The following is a 17,981-nucleotide window of genomic DNA, read 5'->3' as shown; positions in this document are numbered from 1 at the left end:
ATCACCTTTCAGTTTGTAGTAGTCACTAAAGCAATGCTATAGTGATCACTACAAACAAAAGAGTCAATCGGTATTATCAATATGAAAAGCAAACCATCCAAAACAGGCACTGGCGAACGCGTTGCAGAACGCTCACCTCGACGCCCCTTCGACAGAGAAGCGGGCGTTGCCGTTGCCAAGGATCTATTTCACGAACGCGGCTACGACGCAGTAGGAGTTGCCGAGCTCACCCGTGCACTGGGCATCAATCCGCCTAGCCTCTACGCCGCCTATGGCAACAAGGCGGGCCTGTACGAACGCTGCCTGGCGATCTACGTGGCAGAAGCCAACCTGCCGGCAGACAAAATCCTGACACCCGACCGGCTCTTGTCAGAAGCAATCAATGATTTACTGCGGCAAGCTGTGCGGCTCTACACCAAGTCAAAAGCCAAGCGTGGCTGCATGGTGGCTGAAGGCATGCGCGCCGATGATCCTCAGGCCCGTCAACTGGCCAACGCCTATGGCGACGCGGCGGCGGACTTTATCGAGGACTACATCAAGAGAAGTCAGCCGCAACAAGCACGAAAACTCGCCGATTACGTCGTGACGACACTGCAAGGCCTTTCAGCAGGCGCGCGCGCTGGCCGCTCAAGGGCTCGCCTGCTTGCCGTGGCCGAACTGGCTGGCCAGGCCTTCGAGACTTTTCTACATACACCCGATGAGAGCAAAGACGCATGAGTATTCTTGACCATGTCGAGTTCGCCGTACGCGATGCGGAAATATCGCGATGCTTCTACGAACAGGCGCTAGCCCCACTGGGCTTCAGCCGCATCATCACCGTAGGGCCAGACCGCACGCGCAGCGGCGGCACACGGCATGGCTTTGGGATGGAGGGCTACCCACGGCTATGGATACACGACAACGAGCAGCCGGGCGAAGGCGTTCATATCGCCTTCGCCGCAGCAAAACGATCCATTGTCGAAGAGTTTTATCGCGCCGCGCTGGCAACGGGTGGGGAGGATAACGGCGCACCAGGCATTCGCACCCACTATCACGACAACTACTACGCCGCCTATGTGCTAGACCCGGACGGCGTCAACGTGGAAGTGGTCTGTCAGCAGGTCAACTGATGGGAATATCAGTGATTCGCGTATCGGCGATGGTCTCGGCAAAGCCGTGGCCGAACAGGCCCGCAGGGGACTGGAAGCCGGGCCGCACCTCACCGGCAAGCACTCGCCGGGCAGCCTCTGCCGCCGCCATGGCCGTGAAGGTGTAACCATTCACCGTATCAAGCACCGAGCGCGCTACCGAACCGTCCATATCGGTCACTTCGACAACCGCATGGTAGCGGTTCGCCGCCCGCTCATCTGCGCTGGGCCCCGCAGGGAGTTCGTTGGCGTTTTCCGTAGGGAACGCACCCGCCGTCACATGCACGAAGGTTTCGATATCACTTACGCCTGTCGACTGGTGGAGTGTCACGAGGTCGGGCAGCGTGACAGGGAATGACGATAGCGGGCCCTCGCCAAAATCGAAGTCGCGCACCTCTTCTGGGCTGCGTGCAACTAGCTCTCCGCCAACCAGATGAAGCGTCTCCGTCGTGATGTTCTGGCTCGCGCTGGTCACCGACCCTCTCGACATTCCCCCCGCCACCAGCAAGGCGATACTGATTTTGCGCGGATTATTGACCCGCGCCACGGCGTGCCCCGCCAAGCTTCCCAGCATCGCGACGCTACCACCGCTTCCCGGCAGCAGCATGGCACCCGCAGCACGCGCCTGCCCGTCGAGCGCCAACGCTTGCCGGTAGGAGTCGAGTTCCGCCGAGAAATCGAGATAGTGCACGCCAGCACGAATGGCGGCCGACATCAGCGGCTTGGCCGTGTTCATAAAAGGCCCGGCAGCGTTGAGCAGAACAGAGATGCCTTCAAGGCCCCTTGCGATTGCCTCCGGATCATCGAGCGAAAAGAGCCGAATATCAGCGCCTAAACGCCCTGCCAATATGTCCAGCGACTCACGATCCTTCGCACGCCCTGCGACAACCAGGTGAATACCTGCGGATGCAGCGTGCTCCGCCGCCATGCCACCGGTGTAACCGGCGGCGCCATAGATCATCAATGTTTTCATGGTCAGTGCTGCCAGCTTTTGTAGACAAATTCTAGGCTATAGCCGTCAAGATCCCTCACCTGCGCGGCATAATAGCGGGGGTCATAGTGGAGCTGAGGCCCAGGTGGATGGATCTCGGTGGCGCCCGCCGTCATAGCTTCGGCATAGGCGGCATTGACCTCCTCTTCGGACGCTGCCACGAAGCCCACATGCACCGCACCGGGCACCGCCTCTCCCTGCCTTAGCCAGAAAAAAACACGCCCCTTGGCACCGAACCCCTTCAGATCAGGGTGGCCAGGCGGGCCATCATGGCCGTCAAAATCGTGGCGATTGGTAATTCCCAAAAGGGGTAGCACTCGCTCGTAAAAAGCAATGGAACGCTCGGTATCACCCACGGTGAGGAAAACATGATCAAGCATGAGACACTCCTTTAGATGGCGTAGCCACCGGCAAGCGCAGTGCCGTGCTTGCGCCGATACCCCGGCTACCTCCGGTAATGACGATAGTATTCATGTGACGCTCCAATGAGATTTAGTCTCCCCATCATAGGCACCTGCTCACCTAACGCCCCGCCTGTTCCTACCGCAAACCTGCCTATTCCTGCTTTTCGCTTGCCTCTGCTCCCGCTCTGGCATTCAATAGCGTCATGGAAGAACAACTCAACGAACTACGCCGCCTGGCTGCCCATGCGCATAACCGACGTACCGAAACCGGTATTCCCCGGGTGGCGATGGTGCAAGGCGCAATTCCAGAACACGAGCTTGCCGCCGTGTACGACCCCATGGTCAACCTGATCCTGCAGGGCAGCAAATCCATGACCGTGGGCGGGCGCACCCTGCACTACGACCCCGCGACCTATTTTGTGATGTCAGTTGATCTGCCTGCAGCGGGGGTTGTACGTAGTAGCAACTCGGGAGAACCCTACCTTGCGGTAAGCCTGACGCTGGACGCCACCCTATTGGCTGGCCTGCTCTCGGAACTGCCTAATGCTGGCAGCAGCGCCGGGCATGCAACGGGGTTTTCCGTAGCAGCAGTGACGCCGGAACTGCTCGATGCCTGGGTGCGCATGTTGCGCCTGATGGAGCAGCCAGCCGACATTGCGGCGCTTGCACCCGCCTACGAGCGCGAGATTCTTTACCGCGTGCTTCAGGGGCCAATGGGCTGGATGCTGCGCGACATCGCCACACCAGACACCGCCCTGGCACGGGTGCACCAGGTCATTCAGCGACTTCGTAACGACTATGCACGACCCTTACGGATGGAGGCACTGGCCAAGGAAGCAGCCATGAGCATCTCTGCGTTCCACCGCCATTTCAAAGCCGTGACGGCGCTCAGCCCCTTGCAGTATCAGAAGCAGGTTCGGCTACTTAAAGCGCGGACACTACTGATTTCCACCGGTTACAGTGTCACGGAGGCAGCTCACGCAGTGGGATACGAAAGCTCCACGCAGTTTGGAAGGGAATACGCTCGCGCTTTCGGCCAGCCCCCGGCGAAAGATGCTGCACGGATTGTTGCCAACATGAAGCGAGGCTTTCAGGCAAAACCCGACCAATAGCAGTACAAAGTAAAGAAAGGACGAGCTCTTCTCCTTACTCTGCGAAAACTTCCATGATGCTGTTTCCAGAATTGCTTAATCTGGCGATGGGCCTCTTTCCAGGAAGGTTGAAAGCGCAATGTAGCTGCGGACAGACCTGACGCCTTCAAGGCTCTGAATCTCCATCAGGAAGTCTTCGAGAGATTCAGTATTCGCCGCACGTACTTTAATGAGCACACAGCCATCGCCTGCCACGGTGTGCAGCTCTTCTACTTCGGCTCTATCGGCAAAGGCCAGTAGTTTGCGCGTGGCGCTGTAGCTACTGGTATCAATCAGCAGGAAGGTCAGCAGCGTTCTGCCAAGCTTGCAGCCGTCAAGTATGGCGACGGTGCCCTTGATGACCCCATCGCGCTTTAGCCTTTTTACGCGGTCATGAACAGCGGGGGCGGATAGATGCACGATTTTGCTGAGTTCAGCGTAGCTACGCGACGCATCTTCGGCGAGAGCGCCTAATATTTTTCGGTCAATTGAATCAAGTTCAGCCGGATGATGCTTTATCTGCCGAATAGCATCTGTTTCTTTATCTGACGGCACCATTATCGTTTTACCTCCGAATATTATTTTCAATAAAATAAATATAACCGAACTACATTCGATTGAAAATATCATATACGGAGACACTATTATGCCATTAGCACTTTTCGCGTTGGCGATTGGCGCATTCGGTATCGGACTGACTGAATTCGTTGTCGCTGGCATCCTTCCCCAAATCGCCAGGGATTTCGGCGTCGATATACCCACGTCAGGTTTAATGGCCACCACCTACGCGTTAGGCGTGTTCGTGGGCGCGCCCATCCTGACGATTCTAGGCGCCAAGGTGCCACGTAAAACGATGCTAATCTGCCTCGCCCTCATCTTCACGCTAGGCAACGTGATCACGGCAGTGGCACCGACGCTCCCTATCGCCCTGGCGGGCCGTATTTTAACGGCGTTCAACCACGGTACTTTCTTCGGTATTGGCTCCATCATCGCCGCCTCTCTGGTAGCGAAAGACCGTCAAGCAAGTGCCATAGCCTTCATGTTCTCCGGGCTGACGATGGCAAACCTGTTCGGTGTCCCTGCTGGCACCTGGCTCGCGCAAGTCTACAGCTGGCGGCTAGTGTTCTGGTTGATCGCCGGGATCGGTCTTATCACCGTCATCAGCATCGCGCTGCTAGTGCCCCAGATCAAAGCGGGCAAGGCCATCGCCTTGAAGAGTGAACTACGTGCCTTCGTAGACCCACAGGTTCTGCTCGCCATGGGCATCACTGTCTTCGGCCCTGCCGCTTTCTTTACTTCCATCACCTATATCGCCCCGATGATGGTAGAAGAGGCAGGGTTTTCCGATACCGGTGTGGCAAAACTGATGGTTCTGTTCGGGTTGGGTCTGGCGGTTGGTAACTGGGTAGGTGGTCGCTTTGCTGACCGCTCACTTTTCGGAACGCTGTTTGTGACCCTTGCCGCGCAGGCGGCGGTACTTTTCGTCTTCTGGCTGGGCGTTGGGAACAGCGTTGTGGCCTCGGCCTCTGTCTTCCTCATGGCCGCCTTTGGCTTCGCCACCGTCTCCCCGATCCAGAAACTGGTGATGGATCGTGCCAGCCAAGCAGGAGCGCCCACCATGGCAGCGTCGGTGAACATCGGTATGTTCAACCTGGGTAATGCCATCGGGGCATGGGTGGGTGGCGCGACGATTGCCGCCGGGTTCGGTTTGGCCTCTCCAAACTGGGCGGGTGCCATCCTTTCGTTGATCGCTTTAGGCTTGGCCGTTATTGCCTGGGCGAGCGCCGGTCAGCAGTATTCAGCGGCGCTCGCAAAGTAAGGTCACGGGAAATACCCTCCCCTATCTCACAAAAATGCCCGCCTTGATGGCGGGCATTTAGATGCCTGATACTTACTTCGCGGCGCGCACCTACTCGGCATGCGCCTTCTTACCGGGAAGTAGGTGCATCACACCCACCACAACCGAGCCCACCAAAAAGCCAATTACCGCAGAGCACAGCGTATTGAAGCTCCAGCCCAGCAAACCGCCCAAGGCACCGGTTGCCTCGCTAATGCCTTGCTCAATATGGTGTACCCACTCATAGGGCGCGTTGAACCAATCCGTGCCATCGGCACCCAGATTGACCATCAGGATATGCCCACCCACCCAGAGCATGGCGACGGTTCCCACGACCGAAATGGTCGCTAGCACCTTGGGCATGGCCGTCACCAGACCACGGCCCAGTGTCTGCATGCTCGAACTATCCCGCTGGGCGAGCTTCAGGCCGATATCATCCATTTTGACCAACAGTGCCACCACGCCATACACCAGAATAGTGATGACAAACGCGACCACCACCAGGCTCGCCAGCTGTGACCAGAATCCTTGATGGGAGACCGTGGCCAGCGCAATCACCATGATTTCAGCAGACAGAATCAGGTCGGTTCGAATGGCACCACTCACGATCTTTTTCTCGGCTTCCGGCCCCTTTTCTACCGCTGGTTTGTCGTCGTCATGCTTACCGGAAAACTTGTGCCACACCTTCTCAGCGCCCTCAAAGGCCAGATAGGTGCCACCCACCATCAGGATGATCGGCAATAGCGCGGGTAAAAAGTGATTCAGCAGCAGCGCCACCGGCAGGATAAAAATCAGCTTGTTGCGGATCGACCCTAGCGCGATCTGCTTCACAAGCGACAGTTCACGCTCCGCTGCCACTCCCTGTAAATATTGCGGCGTCACCGCCGTATCATCCACCACCACCCCGGCCGCCTTCGCCGTCGCACGCCCAGCGGCGGCACTCACATCGTCCAATGATGCTGCGGTCAACTTCGCCAATGCGGCAATGTCATCCAGTAATCCTATCAAGCCGCCTATGGCCATGGATGTTTCCTCCGTGAATAACAGTTGCAGATAGTAAAGCACATAGCTGCTGAGTTACCTGCAAATGGATTTGAGAAACTGCTTAAACACCTCGCTCAAGGGGCTGAACAAATGTGAACCGAGGATTTCGTAGACGATTTCTCGATGGATACCTTAATCAATGACTTAGATAGAGAATTATGACTACACAGAAAGGATTATTACTTGGACTGCCCTCTTGTCTTTCTTGCCAGCCATACCTATATTCATATTTGTTACTTTTGAATATAGGAAGCACATCATGGCAACGACCAGTCTTAGCCTTGGGGAGCACTGGGAAGTCTTCATCAGAAACGAAGTCGCCAGTGGCCGCTACGGCTCCGCAAGTGAGGTTGTACGTGATGCGCTACGCGCCATGGAGGAGCACAAAAGCAAGCTTGAAGCGCTACGTACGCATCTAGCCCAAGGTGCCAAGCAGGCTAGCGCCGGTGAATTCGTGGACAATTTCTCGATGGATGCATTAATCAACGACTTGGATAACGAAACGTAATGCCCAGGTTCCGTATCACACCGAGAGCGAGAGACGATTTAAAAGATATCGGTCGCTATACGGAGTGGCAGTGGGGCAAGAACCAACGGAATACCTATCTAAAGGATTTTGAAAAACGGTTTCACTGGCTCGCAGAAAATCCCCTGTTAGGAAAACATCGCTCGGATATCAGCGAGGGTTATTACAGCTACCCCCAGGGCCAGCACGTTATCTTTTACCTGATTGGCCAAGGGTGCATTGAGATTATTGGCATTCCTCATAAAGAGATGGATATCGTCTCTTATTTTTTGCCTGATTGATCATCAACACTCCCTCAAGAACTGCTTACCCACGGGATTAAGCGGCTGTCGTTTAGGCCAAAAGGCAATCAGGTTCCGATCGCGCCTTGGTGATAGCGGCCGCGTCACTACGTTAGCCGTTGGCTTATTGCTTAACGCCAAGGTAGGAACCAAGCTAACACCGACATCACCAGCGACCATCTGCAATAGCGTACGGGTGTCGCGTACCCAGAAATCCACCTGGAAGGTATCGACTTCCTCCAACGAGTGGGCAAATATCTGCTGGATAAGCGCTTCACAGCCGCCTGATGACATTATAAGGGGGTGTTCCGCTAGTTCCGCCACAGTCACACTTTCTTGTTTGCTGAGCTGGTGATTTTCGGGCAGCACGGCCACAATCTCATCCTTCTTTAATAGCTGCCAATCGAAGTGCTCACGCCAGTAGGTGAGATTAAGCTGCGTGACATCTGTTGTGACACCCATGTTGATAACACCGCTTTCCACCCACTCCTTTATCTCTTCTTCCATACCTTCCAGTACAAGGCTAATGGCTTCTGGGTAGCGGCTCGTAAAGCTCGCAAGCTGGGGCGCCAACCAGCCAGATAACGCGCTAGGAATAACGCCTATTTTTAGCGCTTCATCCACCTCGTTATGAAACTGCCCCACTTGCTGGCTTAATACCTGAAGTTCACCTATTACCTTCCTGGCGCTAGTAAGCACTAACTCCCCTAGCACGGTGGGTACTAGCCCTTCTGGGCTTTTTATGATCAGCGGGCCACACGCCAGCTTCTCCAGTGCCTGCATGGAATGACTCACCCCCGACTGGCTAACGCCAAGGCGCTCCGCAGCACGGGTATAAGACTGCGCTTCCGCCACGGCAATCAGCGCGCGAAGTTGGGCAATGGAGATATTCGCCCCTCTGATCATCACAACTCCTCATGGCGACCATGACCTAATCGAGTTTCTAGTCGCATGTTAGCGACTTCTATGCTGGCCCTTCCCTTATCATCGTGACCAGGAGCCCGCATGTCTATCGCCCTTGCACTAAGCGCAATGGTGCTGCTCGGCAGTACGCACTTTATCAATGGTTTGCTCGCCCGTTTCTACCCGCCGCTCAACATTGCGTTTTATACCCACCTGGGCGGCGCGCTTGTCGGTTTTGCCGGAGCATTGCTCTTTTCCACCTGGGAGCCAACTGTGTGGATATGGAGCGCGCTGGCGGGCATCGGCTCCGCCTTTGGGGCATGGCTGCTTTACCAGGGATTATCCCGGGCGCCCTTCGCTATCGTAGTGCCTGTTAGCGCTGTCGCGATGGTGACCATCGCCCTCGGGCTCTCACTGGCTTTCCTTGGAGAGCGACCCAATGCGCGGATATTGCTTGGCGCGATGATCGCCCTGCCCGCCATCTGGTTAACAGCGGGCGGGGTAAACCGAACAAAGCGCAGATGAGTGGCACTACTAGAACGGGCCTGCTATTGGGTTTAGGTGCAGGCTTAGGGTTTGCCTTGCAGCTCCACTTTCTTGGCCAAGTGCCCGAGCCAAGCGCTTTTTATGGCATCGCACTCTGCATGCTCAGCGGCACCGTATGCTGTTTGCCCTTTTATCAACACGCACACCCAGCACGAAAGCGTTTTCCACTGCTGGCAACCGTAGCGGGCGGTATCAGTGCACAGGGGCTAACGCTGTATGCGATGTCACGGGAAAGCCAGCTTGCCATTATCAGCATCGTGATTGTGTCGATGTACCCACTGATTCCCGTCGTGTTTGGCTCGCTGGTGCGCAGGGAAAGGGTGAGCGGCGCATCTGCTGTGGGGATAGCGCTATCGCTTCTTGCGGCGGTGTTGATAGTGGCGGGTAATGGTTAGAAACCTGATGACGAGCGTCTTGATTGGCCTTCCATGTTTTCCAGTCGCGTTAAGGCTTATAAGACTCTCTTCGGAAAACGTAGATGGGGCAAGGTCTTTGACTCTGGCTACCCTAGCAGCGCCTCAAATTTGATTCGTAGCGACAGCATAATGTGGAAGATCTCATTGAGCCAACGTGGCTAATCCATGAAAAGGTCGCATTAAGCACCTAAAACGAAAATTTTTTGCGTAAAAGGGATTAATAAAAAATCATTTTTGATAGTGAATCATAGGAAAATAAACCCAAGCAAGCTAATTTATTTAAAATAAACGCAGGTTAAAAATGAACACTACGATTGGGGTCACATTGAATGTGATAGCATCTTTCTTATTTGCAGCTATGTTTGCCTATACTTCCCTTCTTACCAATCTTGATGGGGAAGAAATTTTTGGGTGGCGTATGCTTTTAACATTCCCTTGCTTGACATTATTTATCATAACAAGAGGATACTGGAGTCAAGTTGTTAATATATATCATAGGCTTACTAAGAGCATAATATTTATAGTGACGAGGCTTTTTTCAGCAGCAATGCTAAGCTTCCAACTCTGGCTATTCGTTTGGGCCCCTGGAAATGGTCATGGTCTATCAGTATCCCTTGGTTATTTTATTATGCCGTTAACAATGGTTCTGATAGGTAAAATAGCTTTTCAAGATAGAATGACGGGATATCAGAAGGTAGCATGTTTTTTCGCATTTCTTGGTATACTTTATCAAATAGGGTTTTCTGAAAGTCTTGCCTGGCCGACCTTGGCTGTTGGGTTGGGATACCCTGTGTATTTCTGGCTAAGAAGAAAAACAGACACGAATAATATTGGAAGCTTGTGGGTAGATATGGTTTTGAGCTTGCCAATAAGCGTAATCTTTATTTTTGCTGGCGGAGAAATAACATCAGATATATGGGTTAATATAGATACTCTATGGTTAGTCATAGGACTTGGGGTGTTGAGTGCCTCTGCCCTAACATTTCAAGCTTTATCAGGCCCTCACCTTAACCTGACGCTTTTTGGCCTTTTAGTATATGTAGAGCCAGCTTTACTTTTATTAGTAGCCTTAATACTTGGGGAGGAAATCAAAGCATCTGAATGGCCTACCTACTTAGCAATATGGTTTTCCGTATTTCTTCTTATCGTAGAGGGCATCAATAGCCTCTGTGTCAAACGTAAGTTCAGAAAAGAAAAACTACGCACATCTAGATATCAAAAATAATCTATTCCAATTATTGATAGAAGTAAGCTAAATTTTTAATTAACTAACAGTGATGTAGCCGGGTATTAGTTATTCTCTAACCCGGTTTGATTGATGAATGACTGGAGCACGCCAGTGACACGACTTTGAGCGCACGCCTAGAGGTGGATGCAATTAAACGTAATTTCGAGCAAACGCAGGCCTTGGCGCGAACAAACACCTCACTCTGGTTATGTTGTCTAAATCTATTAAACGGCGCTCAAAATGTATTATGACAGACGTCTGACACTATGTATTCAACCTTCGTTTTTCTATTTGAATGACGAGAAGGTCAGATTCAAGTATTTTAAGTGCACAACTAAAAAACATGCGCTTACAAAAATCAGTGGGCCTTAAGTAAATCGCATTATTCTCTAAACAGTTTTTAACTCTCAGTTCGTTTCTAAAATATACAGTTAAGATGCTTCTATTGGAACGTAAAGCGTTTTGTAAGATTTTCCCATGGAAATAGAGGTTTTAAAGCCACGCACATTACTATCCTCGAACAAAAGCCTGTGTGTCATGGCTTCAAAATCTTCCATATTCTTTGCGATGCTAATAATTACAAAATCACCTTCCCCTGTAACGTAGTAGCACTGTTGAACCAATGGCTCTTTTATAGCTTTACGCCGAAATGACTCTATATGTTCAGATCTGTCCCTTTCGAGTTCGACAATTATCACAAAGGTCATGCTCATATCCACGGCAACCGGATCTACAATGATAACGTTTCCTTTTATTACTCCACTGTTACGCAAACGTTTGATGCGACGCTGAACTGCAGGCACTGAAAGTGATACTGCGTCCGCCAGGCGTTCGAGAGTTAAGCTTGCATCATTCTGTAGCAGGTTTAGTAGTGCCGCATCTTTAGGATCCATAAAGCGAAGCCTCTTATCGAAAAAGAACTTGAATACGCAAAATTCTATATCGTTCGGGTGTATAAAAGCAATTTCTAATCAAATTATTTTGCCATGATGTAACTGCAAAAGCGACACAGGTGAAGGCAAGCTCGGAACTGATGCCCTTTTAGGCTCGACGTGAGCGCAACGTAGGTTTTTATATAAGGCCAAAGCCTCAAAAATCATAGTGCCTTCTCAAGCGTCATGAGAAAACTTGTCTTCCGAAAAAAATCACTAAGAGGCGTTCTAAATGAGAAATATAATGGAAGCAGTTGAAGATTCGGTTAGAGCAAATGATTTTATAATTTTAAGGAATTGCTTTGGGCGGTTTGATGTAACGTTGAAATTAGAAGGCATGAATTTTGCTGAATCTATTAAGCTTCGCACTGCTAAAGCACTTGTGAATCACGCAGAAGAGCATCTTGATCTCAAGAAAAACAAGAGGTTTATAGAGTCAAGCTCAGGAAATCTTGGCGTGGCGCTGAGTATGATAGCGGCTAGCCGCGGTTACGAGTTCATCTGTATAGTTGACCCTAACACCAATGCTACCAACATTGCCATTATGAAAGCAATGGGTGCAAATGTAGTGGTCGTGAATACTAAGGATGAATCTGGTGGTTACCTCGGAACCAGAAAAAAATTCATTAGGGAACGACTTTCACATGACAATACACTCATATGGATAAACCAATATGAGTGTGAGGCAAACCCTGCCATACACTTTTCTGAAACAGCTCATCAAATAAATATTAATTGCTCGGACGTGCGTAAGATTTACATCGGCGCAGGAACCACTGGTACTGCTATGGGCGTATCAAATTACTTTAAAAAATATTTTCCTAAAATAGATTTAATAGCAGTCGATTCTGTTGGATCAGTCACTTTTGGAGGGAACGCCAGTCCAAGATATCTTCCTGGTCTTGGTTCTAGTGTGCCACCAATTTTTTTCAAAAAAGAAAGCTTCAATCGCCTGATCAGTATTAAAGAAAGTCAGACTGTTGCTGTCTCTAGATACATTGCAAGAAAATACGGACTCTTACTCGGTGCCTCTACTTGTACTGTGCTCGCTGGCATGTATGAGGACATTAACGCGACAGAAGAAGTGTTGGTAGCCATATCGCCGGATTTAGGAAGTAAGTATATAGACACAATGTACAACGACGAGTGGTGCGACGAAAAATTCGGTAGTGAATGGCGTAACATTAATCTTAGTAGCAATGAACCCAAAACTTACCAAGTGGAGCTTTAAATAATGTTTAAGGTAATCAGAGGCATTGAAATTTCCAATTATCTTGACCAAGAGACTGAATCTGTACTGAAGATAGTTGAAGAAACATATCTGATGCATAAAAATGGTTTTACAAACAATCCAGATAGTTACTTCTTGAAATTTCCAGATAATGATAAGGATAGAATTATAGCACTCCCAGCTTCTATCAACGATCCAAATATTCAGATTGCAGGCATTAAATGGATTGCCAGCTATCCTGGTAACATCGAAAAAAATCTTCAACGTGCCTCCGCCACCATGATCCTGAATGATTATCGAACAGGCTATCCATTAGCTTTACTTGAAGCTTCTCAAATAAGCGCACATCGGACGGCTGCATCTGGCGCAATCACTGTTGGAGCATTGAGTGAACGGGGAAGAGAGATTAACACAGTGACCCTAGTAGGTTGTGGAGTACTGGGTCAAAAAACAATACATTATCTAGTATCGCTTGGTTTCGATATAAAAGAATTAATGGTTTATGACCTTAACGAAAAATATGCCGAACGCTTTGTAGAGAAAAATGATCAATTTGAAAAATGCAGAATTTCTTCCACTCTTAAAGAAGCCTTTGAATCTGACTTAATTATATTGACGACAACTTCTGTTGAACCATATATTAATGTAGGCGATATAGACATCAAACGACAGATAATTCTCAATATCTCACTAAGAGATCTCCACCCGATAATTATAGAAAACTCGCTCAATGTGGTAGATGATATCGACCATTGCTTGAAAGCGCAGACTTCTTGCCATCTCACTGAGCAAAAGTTAGGTAATAGAGATTTCATAAATGCTGTAATAGCTGATGTATTAGACGGTAGCTTCGAAGACGACACCAGCAAGCCAATTGTTATCTCACCCTTTGGCTTGGGCGTTCTAGACTTGGCTTTAGCTTATCATATATATAAATACAAATATGATGATGCTTCTACTGTAGATATTGAAGGTTTCTTGCCAGACATGAAACGTTTGTGATCTTCATTAACTCGCTTAGTCAGTGTGGATCAAAGAAAACGCTAGCCGAACATTGCCGGAAGAGCGCTTATTGAGATATTTCCTTGCATTTCTGAGGGCCATAATAAGGCCCTTTATAAAAGGGACGCGGCGCTATATCTAAAAATATAATCTTATTTTTATAAGGAAAGACGATAATTATGAATCCAAGATAAAACAATAGGTTAGAAAAAGCTCACAACTGAGGGTTATTAAGATGCACGACGATTCTTTCAAACTAACGCAGACAATTACTGGTGAACAGAATATGTTTCACTTGGGATACTCGGTTGAATACGAACCGCCTAGTGCTCTTTTGCCAACAGAACGTCACGACCCGGCACGAGTAGGAGAACTGATAGAAAAAGTGAAGAAAAAGGGATTTTGGACGACCCCTATTTTGGTTGAGCAAAATTCATTGGCTATCATGGATGGCCACCACCGTACTGCTGTCGCTTTAAAGTTGAACCTGAAAAAAGTACCAGTAGTAAAGCTGAGCTATGGTGACCCAAGAGTTCTTCTTAGTGGGTGGGAGCCTGGAAAATTTTTCAGCCCTGAAGAGATCATTTCTGCAGCTTTATTAGGAGTGCCACTCCCATTAAAAAGCACAAAGCACGATCTTACAGTTCCATTACCGAGTCTAAAAGTGGCTTTAAGAGACTTAATCTATTGAGAAATCCGCACCTCTGATCATCACAAATCCTCGTGGCGACCATGGCCTAATCGAGTTCCTAGCCGCATGTTAGCGGCTTCTATGCTGGCTCTTCCCTTATCATCAAGATCAGGAGCCTGCATGTCTAGCGCCCTTGCGCTAAGCGCCATGGTGCTGCTCGGCAGTACACACTTTATCAATGGCGTACTCGCTCGTTTTTACCCGCCGCTCAATATTGCGTTTTACACTCACCTGGGCAGCGCGCTTGTCAGTTTTGCAGGCGCACTGCTCTTTTCTACCTGGGAGCCGCACGTGTGGATATGGGGCACGCTGGCGGGCATCGGCTACGCCCTTGGGGCGTGGCTGCTTTACCAGGGATTATCCCGGGCGCCCTTCGCCATCGTGGTGCCTGTTAGCGCTGTCGCGATGGTCACCATCGCCCTCGGGCTCTCGTTAATTTTCCTTGGCGAGCGACCCAGTGCGAGGGTATGGCTAGGAGTGGTGATCGCCCTCCCCGCCATCTGGTTAACCGCGAGCGGGGGTAAGCCGAACAAAATGCGGATGAATAGCAGCACCAGAGCGGGCCTGCTATTGGGTGTAGGCGCAGGCTTAGGGTTTGCCTTGCAGCTTCACTTCCTTGGCCAAGCTCCCGAGCCAAGCGCTTTTTATGGCATCGCACTCTGCATGTTCAGCGGCGCCATATGTTGCCTGCCCTTTTATCAACACGCACACCCAATACGAAAGCGCTTTCCACTCTTTGCAATAGCAGCGGGCGGCATCAGTGCATTAGGGCTAACGCTGTATGCGTTATCGCGGGAAGGCCAGCTAGCTATTATCAGCATCGTGATTGTATCGATGTACCCACTGATACCAGTCGTATTTGGCTCGATGGTGCGCAGGGAAAGGGTTAGCGGCACCAGTATAGTGGGATAGCGCTTTCAATTGTGGCGATGATGTTGATTATGGCGGGTAATGGTTACTAGCTGTTTGCTGACGAAATATTGTGGTTTACACCATGAACCTGCCTCCGTGGCTATGCTCCCTAACCATTGCTAAGGGCTTGCACGCGCCCCTCTGCCTGATAAGCTATTAAAGCCATTAGGCCAATTACTGAAGCGCTAACTCATGGGTTCAAAAAAGTCAGACCAATAAGCCGCAGCAACATTACTTTCCCGTTGATGCGGCTGCCTGCTTAAACCACTTCCTCAAATGTAGGCCGCCGCCAAATAATCTTATTTGCGCGGAGATTTTATCGTGCCTACTAAAAACACTCGGCTGTGGACTTACAGCCTGCCGGTAGCGCTAGTTCTGCTGGCCCCCTTCAATATTCTCGCGTCTCTCGGCATGGACATTTATCTGCCTGTTGTGCCCGCTATGCCAGCGATTCTCGGCACAACGCCCGAAGTAGTGCAGCTAACGCTTACCCTCTACATGATTATGCTTGGCGTAGGTCAGATTTTCTTTGGGCCGCTTTCAGACCGTTTTGGTCGGCGCCCGATACTGATTGGCGGGGTATTAGTATTCGCTTCAACTTCCTTGGCACTCGCGATGACCACTTCAGCCTGGCTTTTCGTTTTGCTACGACTGGTGCAAGCAACCGGGGCAGCCGCGATGTTGGTAGCAGTCTTCGCAACAGTGCGCGACGTTTATGCGAATACTCCCGAGAGCGCGGTCATCTATAGCCTAATGAACGCGATGTTGGCTTTCGTTCCAGCCCTTGGGCCGATTGCCGGAGCCTTGATTGCGAGTTATCTCGGCTGGGGAGCCATATTTCTTGCCCTGTGTATCTCAGCTCTCATAGCACTCCCCTTCGTATTACCGAAATGGCATGAGACACGACAAAGTAGAGAACACTCAAGCAGTGCCGATTTTGGTTTAGTGATTAGGAGCCCTTACTTCTGGGTTTATACGCTGGCTTTCGGCACAGCAATGGGATCTTTCTTTGTGTTTTTCTCTACTGCGCCTCGGGTACTCATCGCGGGAGCTGGCTTATCCGAGCTAGGTTTTAGCGTTGCCTTTGCCACGGTAGCTGTTGTGATGATTGCCACAACGCGCTTCGCAAAGTGTTTCGTGGCTCGCTGGGAGATTAACGGCTGCGTGATTCGCGGCATGCTGATACTACTTTTCAGCGCGATCTTGCTTGGGTTGGGCGAAATATTCCTAACACCCAGCTTCTGGTCTTTCGTGTTACCCATGTGGCTGGTTGCGGTCGGTATTGTGTTAACAACCTCCGTTACAGCCAATGGTGCACTTCAGGAATTCAGCGAGCTGGCAGGCACTGCCGTTGCCCTGCACTTCTGCGTTCAAAGCTTGATCGTCGGCGTTATAGGCACGGGCACAGTGATAGTTCTGAATGGTGGCACGGCCTCGCCACTTATCGCCTATACAGGCGGCATGGCAGCGATTACGTTGGCTGCGCTTACAGGCTTAACGCGTTATAAACGACAGAGGTAGTTCGTTCTTTTTCAGTGGCGATCAAGCCTTATAGTGGCAAAGATTGCCACTACAAGTCCAATGTCCGCCCAAGCAATACCGTATAGCGCGTACTGCGCCCACCACCGGGTAGCTTGGAAAGGCAGCCTTTTTCCAGCAGCTCTGACAAATCCCGCGTTGCGGTGGCTTTACTCACTTTGGCCAACGATTGGTACTTACGCGCATTGATGCCCTGCGCAAATTCCTCTCCTGCTGTATCCAATAAGCGGTTCAGCACCTTGATTTGCCGTTCGTTCAGCACGGTGGTGGCATGCCGCTGCCAGAAGGTGGCTTTCATTAACACACGGTCGATTCTTAACAGCGCCTGCTCAAGCGCCTCTTTCAGCGTGTCCAGAAACCACAACAACCACGGCGTAATATCGAGGCTGCCTTTCTGAGCGCTTTCAAGGTGATCGTAGTAAGCGTGGCGGCGCGCCATAATGGCCGCGCTCAAGGAATAGAAGCGGACGGATTGCCGCTCTGCTTGCGCCAGCGCGCGATCTGTCACCGCGCGGGTAACGCGCCCATTGCCATCATCAAAGGGGTGCAAGGTAATCAACCATAGATGGGTGATACCAGCGCGAACCAGCCCATCAAGCCCCTGAGGCGGCTGGTTGAACCAAGTAATAAAGGCATCCAGCTCAGCCTTCAACTGCCCACGGGGCGGTGCTTCAAAATGCACGTTAGGCCGATCAAGCCGCCCCGAAACCACTTGCATGGGGTGATCACCACGCAGCTCGCCTACACGTACATTGCCAAGCACGCCAGGGCCTTGCACAAAAAGCATGGATTGCCAGAGGCACAACTGTTCGCGGGAAAGTGGCTCATCAAATTGATGCGTGGATTGCAGCAATAACTCGACCAGCGCCTCGGATTCTGGTGTTGTTCTGGCGGAGACACCGGCCTACTCTAAACCCAACTGGCAAGCAACGGAAGACCTCACGGAGCCAACGTCCAGGCGCTCACCTTCGATTTCGCTGGTACGAAGTGCATTCTGAATCAGTGCATCCATCTCCACGTCCAGATCAGCCTGACCGTAGGCCGCCTCAGTTTTACCCAACACCCTCCCCTGCAGTAACCGCACGGCATCCAGCGTAGGCCGAAGAACGGATTCGTCCCACTCAAAATGCGGCCAATGTCGCTTCTCCCAGATATACATGAGCCGATTGCTCCGCCTATTCAGATCACATTATGAGCCGATTATGGTTTATATTCAGTTCATAGATTAATTAGGAAGTTGC

General features: G+C 50.9%; 22 protein-coding genes. 14 read left to right on the top strand and 8 right to left on the bottom strand.

The annotated features are described in order from the left end of the window. Nucleotides 1-81 precede the first annotated feature (81 nt). Nucleotides 82-717, top strand: coding sequence for a TetR/AcrR family transcriptional regulator (locus LMS44_RS03930; RefSeq protein WP_498946863.1), 636 nt, complete (start codon nt 82-84; stop codon nt 715-717). After that, nucleotides 714-1,109, top strand: a complete 396-nt coding sequence (locus tag LMS44_RS03925; protein WP_498946861.1) for a VOC family protein — start codon at nt 714-716, stop codon at nt 1,107-1,109. The genes LMS44_RS03930 and LMS44_RS03925 overlap by 4 nt, the downstream gene beginning before the upstream one ends. Here the strand turns inward: LMS44_RS03925 and LMS44_RS03920 are convergent. Both LMS44_RS03920 and LMS44_RS03915 read right to left on the bottom strand, forming a co-directional pair. Further along, on the bottom strand, nt 1,102-2,100 hold the full coding sequence (locus LMS44_RS03920; protein WP_498946859.1) for a saccharopine dehydrogenase family protein: 999 nt from the start codon (nt 2,098-2,100) through the stop codon (nt 1,102-1,104). The genes LMS44_RS03925 and LMS44_RS03920 overlap by 8 nt on opposite strands. A gap of 2 nt (nt 2,101-2,102) precedes the next feature. Continuing rightward, complete coding sequence (locus tag LMS44_RS03915) at nt 2,103-2,498, bottom strand: VOC family protein (protein ID WP_498946858.1); 396 nt, start codon at nt 2,496-2,498, stop codon at nt 2,103-2,105. 227 nt (nt 2,499-2,725) lie between these two features. Between LMS44_RS03915 and LMS44_RS03910 the strand changes: the two genes are divergently transcribed. Next, complete coding sequence (locus tag LMS44_RS03910; protein WP_039858789.1) at nt 2,726-3,634, top strand: AraC family transcriptional regulator; 909 nt, start codon at nt 2,726-2,728, stop codon at nt 3,632-3,634. 75 nt (nt 3,635-3,709) lie between these two features. On the opposite strand, the gene LMS44_RS03905 is transcribed toward LMS44_RS03910, so the two are convergent. Continuing rightward, on the bottom strand, nt 3,710-4,210 hold the full coding sequence (locus tag LMS44_RS03905; protein WP_039858787.1) for an Lrp/AsnC family transcriptional regulator: 501 nt from the start codon (nt 4,208-4,210) through the stop codon (nt 3,710-3,712). Between the two features lie 88 nt (nt 4,211-4,298). Between LMS44_RS03905 and LMS44_RS03900 the strand changes: the two genes are divergently transcribed. Continuing rightward, entirely contained in the window at nt 4,299-5,471 is a 1,173-nt protein-coding gene (locus LMS44_RS03900; protein ID WP_039858784.1) for an MFS transporter, read from the top strand. Between the two features lie 90 nt (nt 5,472-5,561). Here the strand turns inward: LMS44_RS03900 and LMS44_RS03895 are convergent, their stop codons facing one another. Next, nucleotides 5,562-6,512 carry a DUF808 domain-containing protein gene (locus LMS44_RS03895; protein WP_039858782.1) on the bottom strand — a complete coding sequence of 317 codons (951 nt, stop codon included), beginning with the start codon at nt 6,510-6,512 and terminating at the stop codon, nt 5,562-5,564. Nucleotides 6,513-6,792: 280 nt separating this feature from the next. Here LMS44_RS03895 and LMS44_RS03890 point away from each other — a divergent pair, with 280 nt between their 5' ends. Beyond that, entirely contained in the window at nt 6,793-7,041 is a 249-nt protein-coding gene (locus tag LMS44_RS03890) for a type II toxin-antitoxin system ParD family antitoxin (protein ID WP_039858779.1), read from the top strand. Further along, a complete protein-coding gene (locus tag LMS44_RS03885; protein ID WP_039858778.1) occupies nt 7,041-7,340 on the top strand; it encodes a type II toxin-antitoxin system RelE/ParE family toxin in 300 nt (99 codons plus the stop codon). The genes LMS44_RS03890 and LMS44_RS03885 overlap by 1 nt, the downstream gene beginning before the upstream one ends. A 3-nt stretch (nt 7,341-7,343) precedes the next feature. On the opposite strand, the gene LMS44_RS03880 is transcribed toward LMS44_RS03885, so the two are convergent. After that, on the bottom strand, nt 7,344-8,246 hold the full coding sequence (locus LMS44_RS03880) for a LysR family transcriptional regulator (protein WP_152419248.1): 903 nt from the start codon (nt 8,244-8,246) through the stop codon (nt 7,344-7,346). Between the two features lie 99 nt (nt 8,247-8,345). Here LMS44_RS03880 and LMS44_RS03875 point away from each other — a divergent pair, with 99 nt between their 5' ends. From LMS44_RS03875 to rarD, 3 genes are all read left to right on the top strand, one after another. Then, the gene (locus LMS44_RS03875) at nt 8,346-8,768 is read left to right on the top strand and encodes an EamA family transporter (protein ID WP_236614941.1); all 423 of its coding nucleotides are present in this window, start codon (nt 8,346-8,348) and stop codon (nt 8,766-8,768) included. Continuing rightward, on the top strand, nt 8,765-9,184 hold the full coding sequence (locus LMS44_RS03870; protein ID WP_236614940.1) for an EamA family transporter: 420 nt from the start codon (nt 8,765-8,767) through the stop codon (nt 9,182-9,184). The genes LMS44_RS03875 and LMS44_RS03870 overlap by 4 nt, the downstream gene beginning before the upstream one ends. Nucleotides 9,185-9,506: 322 nt before the next feature. Next, nucleotides 9,507-10,430 (top strand): EamA family transporter RarD, encoded by a 924-nt coding sequence (gene rarD / locus LMS44_RS03865; protein ID WP_009286819.1) that lies wholly within the window; start codon nt 9,507-9,509, stop codon nt 10,428-10,430. Nucleotides 10,431-10,864: 434 nt separating this feature from the next. Here rarD and LMS44_RS03860 read toward each other — a convergent pair whose 3' ends face one another. Then, nucleotides 10,865-11,326, bottom strand: coding sequence for an Lrp/AsnC family transcriptional regulator (locus tag LMS44_RS03860; protein WP_039858775.1), 462 nt, complete (start codon nt 11,324-11,326; stop codon nt 10,865-10,867). Between the two features lie 283 nt (nt 11,327-11,609). Between LMS44_RS03860 and LMS44_RS03855 the strand changes: the two genes are divergently transcribed. The 5 genes from LMS44_RS03855 (at nt 11,610) to cml (ending at nt 16,722) form a co-directional block, all read left to right on the top strand. After that, nucleotides 11,610-12,596: a pyridoxal-phosphate dependent enzyme gene (locus LMS44_RS03855; protein WP_083868741.1), complete on the top strand. Its 987-nt coding sequence runs from the start codon at nt 11,610-11,612 to the stop codon at nt 12,594-12,596. A 3-nt stretch (nt 12,597-12,599) separates the two neighbouring features. Further along, a complete protein-coding gene (gene sbnB / locus LMS44_RS03850; protein WP_009286817.1) occupies nt 12,600-13,598 on the top strand; it encodes a 2,3-diaminopropionate biosynthesis protein SbnB in 999 nt (332 codons plus the stop codon). Between the two features lie 235 nt (nt 13,599-13,833). Then, the gene (locus LMS44_RS03845) at nt 13,834-14,289 is read left to right on the top strand and encodes a ParB N-terminal domain-containing protein (RefSeq protein WP_083868739.1); all 456 of its coding nucleotides are present in this window, start codon (nt 13,834-13,836) and stop codon (nt 14,287-14,289) included. Nucleotides 14,290-14,409: 120 nt separating this feature from the next. Then, nucleotides 14,410-15,201 carry a DMT family transporter gene (locus tag LMS44_RS03840; protein ID WP_236614939.1) on the top strand — a complete coding sequence of 264 codons (792 nt, stop codon included), beginning with the start codon at nt 14,410-14,412 and terminating at the stop codon, nt 15,199-15,201. 342 nt (nt 15,202-15,543) lie between these two features. After that, entirely contained in the window at nt 15,544-16,722 is a 1,179-nt protein-coding gene (cml, locus tag LMS44_RS03835; RefSeq protein ID WP_169331551.1) for a CmlA/FloR family chloramphenicol efflux MFS transporter, read from the top strand. Nucleotides 16,723-16,771: 49 nt separating this feature from the next. Here cml and LMS44_RS03830 read toward each other — a convergent pair whose 3' ends face one another. Beyond that, nucleotides 16,772-17,593: a Fic family protein gene (locus LMS44_RS03830; RefSeq protein ID WP_009286814.1), complete on the bottom strand. Its 822-nt coding sequence runs from the start codon at nt 17,591-17,593 to the stop codon at nt 16,772-16,774. 51 nt (nt 17,594-17,644) lie between these two features. Beyond that, nucleotides 17,645-17,899, bottom strand: coding sequence for a DUF4172 domain-containing protein (locus LMS44_RS03825; protein WP_338074265.1), 255 nt, complete (start codon nt 17,897-17,899; stop codon nt 17,645-17,647). Nucleotides 17,900-17,981: the final 82 nt, after the last annotated feature.

Origin of the sequence: Halomonas profundus (genome assembly GCF_020865425.1) — a bacterium.
GTDB lineage: Bacteria > Pseudomonadota > Gammaproteobacteria > Pseudomonadales > Halomonadaceae > Vreelandella > Vreelandella titanicae.
The sequence above is the reverse complement of the archived record's forward strand: the minus strand, read 5'-3'. Positions and strand labels throughout refer to the sequence as shown.

What these genes read in the sequence shown, in the direction of transcription:
- LMS44_RS03930 (WP_498946863.1), top strand. Translation starts at nt 82, where the DNA reads ATGAAAAGCAAACCATCCAAAACAGGCACTGGCGAACGCGTTGCAGAA.
- LMS44_RS03925 (WP_498946861.1), top strand. Translation starts at nt 714, where the DNA reads ATGAGTATTCTTGACCATGTCGAGTTCGCCGTACGCGATGCGGAAATA.
- LMS44_RS03920 (WP_498946859.1), bottom strand. Translation starts at nt 2,100, where the DNA reads ATGAAAACATTGATGATCTATGGCGCCGCCGGTTACACCGGTGGCATG.
- LMS44_RS03915 (WP_498946858.1), bottom strand. Translation starts at nt 2,498, where the DNA reads ATGCTTGATCATGTTTTCCTCACCGTGGGTGATACCGAGCGTTCCATT.
- LMS44_RS03910 (WP_039858789.1), top strand. Translation starts at nt 2,726, where the DNA reads ATGGAAGAACAACTCAACGAACTACGCCGCCTGGCTGCCCATGCGCAT.
- LMS44_RS03905 (WP_039858787.1), bottom strand. Translation starts at nt 4,210, where the DNA reads ATGGTGCCGTCAGATAAAGAAACAGATGCTATTCGGCAGATAAAGCAT.
- LMS44_RS03900 (WP_039858784.1), top strand. Translation starts at nt 4,299, where the DNA reads ATGCCATTAGCACTTTTCGCGTTGGCGATTGGCGCATTCGGTATCGGA.
- LMS44_RS03895 (WP_039858782.1), bottom strand. Translation starts at nt 6,512, where the DNA reads ATGGCCATAGGCGGCTTGATAGGATTACTGGATGACATTGCCGCATTG.
- LMS44_RS03890 (WP_039858779.1), top strand. Translation starts at nt 6,793, where the DNA reads ATGGCAACGACCAGTCTTAGCCTTGGGGAGCACTGGGAAGTCTTCATC.
- LMS44_RS03885 (WP_039858778.1), top strand. Translation starts at nt 7,041, where the DNA reads ATGCCCAGGTTCCGTATCACACCGAGAGCGAGAGACGATTTAAAAGAT.
- LMS44_RS03880 (WP_152419248.1), bottom strand. Translation starts at nt 8,246, where the DNA reads ATGATCAGAGGGGCGAATATCTCCATTGCCCAACTTCGCGCGCTGATT.
- LMS44_RS03875 (WP_236614941.1), top strand. Translation starts at nt 8,346, where the DNA reads ATGTCTATCGCCCTTGCACTAAGCGCAATGGTGCTGCTCGGCAGTACG.
- LMS44_RS03870 (WP_236614940.1), top strand. Translation starts at nt 8,765, where the DNA reads ATGAGTGGCACTACTAGAACGGGCCTGCTATTGGGTTTAGGTGCAGGC.
- rarD (WP_009286819.1), top strand. Translation starts at nt 9,507, where the DNA reads ATGAACACTACGATTGGGGTCACATTGAATGTGATAGCATCTTTCTTA.
- LMS44_RS03860 (WP_039858775.1), bottom strand. Translation starts at nt 11,326, where the DNA reads ATGGATCCTAAAGATGCGGCACTACTAAACCTGCTACAGAATGATGCA.
- LMS44_RS03855 (WP_083868741.1), top strand. Translation starts at nt 11,610, where the DNA reads ATGGAAGCAGTTGAAGATTCGGTTAGAGCAAATGATTTTATAATTTTA.
- sbnB (WP_009286817.1), top strand. Translation starts at nt 12,600, where the DNA reads ATGTTTAAGGTAATCAGAGGCATTGAAATTTCCAATTATCTTGACCAA.
- LMS44_RS03845 (WP_083868739.1), top strand. Translation starts at nt 13,834, where the DNA reads ATGCACGACGATTCTTTCAAACTAACGCAGACAATTACTGGTGAACAG.
- LMS44_RS03840 (WP_236614939.1), top strand. Translation starts at nt 14,410, where the DNA reads ATGTCTAGCGCCCTTGCGCTAAGCGCCATGGTGCTGCTCGGCAGTACA.
- LMS44_RS03825 (WP_338074265.1), bottom strand. Translation starts at nt 17,899, where the DNA reads ATGTATATCTGGGAGAAGCGACATTGGCCGCATTTTGAGTGGGACGAA.